The 634-nt window shown below is 64.5% G+C and carries 1 protein-coding gene and 1 tRNA gene; both read right to left on the bottom strand.

Annotated elements, in window-relative coordinates:
• Positions 1-125 (bottom strand): IS630 transposase-related protein (locus ACXJKO_RS32025; protein ID WP_457095016.1); only part of this gene is annotated, 125 nt, incomplete at its 3' end.
• A gap of 349 nt (positions 126-474) precedes the next feature.
• Positions 475-551: transfer RNA gene (locus ACXJKO_RS32020), tRNA-Met, on the bottom strand.
• Positions 552-634: the final 83 nt, after the last annotated feature.

Genomic DNA, 634 nt, shown 5'->3' with positions numbered 1-634 from the left:
GCCATGAGCCGCACCACGAACGCGACGGAGACCTCGAAGTGGTGGGCGGCTGCGTGGCAGGAATGGCCCGCCTCGACAAAGCGCGCCACCCGGCGGCGCAGATCCAGCGAGTAGGACTTGGTCATCGCTCATCTCCTCTGAAGAGGGCTGAGACAAGTGAATCACGAAGCCGACATGCCGCATAGCCCCAACGACTCCATCAGAACTGTCGTCGCTCTAGCCCAGCTGCGCTGATGCCGCCGGGCGGTGGCTGGCCCGCAGATTGGTCGGGTTTGCCCTGGGGGTGGGTGTCGGCCAGGTGGGGTAAACCGCCAAAGCGCTTCCGCTGTGTGGGACAGGCGCAAACCTATCAGCAACAAGCCTTTCTCACGCGGTTGCCCCCGTGGGCGTTACGCCGCCTCACAGTACGGGCTAGCGCTCTCTGAACGACAAAAAGCCCCCGCGGCGTCGGCCGGTCGGGGGCTTTGTGTGTGTTGGTTGCGGGGACAGGATTTGAACCTGTGACCTTCAGGTTATGAGCCTGACGAGCTACCGGGCTGCTCCACCCCGCGTCAACGGCGTGCCGTGATCGCGGGCGATCACGGCGAAGAGGGACGACAAACACGAACGCGGCGCTCTTGTGCAAGAAGCGCCG

The sequence above is a fragment of the Microvirga sp. P5_D2 genome (assembly GCF_054049475.1).
Note: the sequence above shows the minus strand (reverse complement) of the source record. Positions and strands in the feature narration are given on the sequence as shown.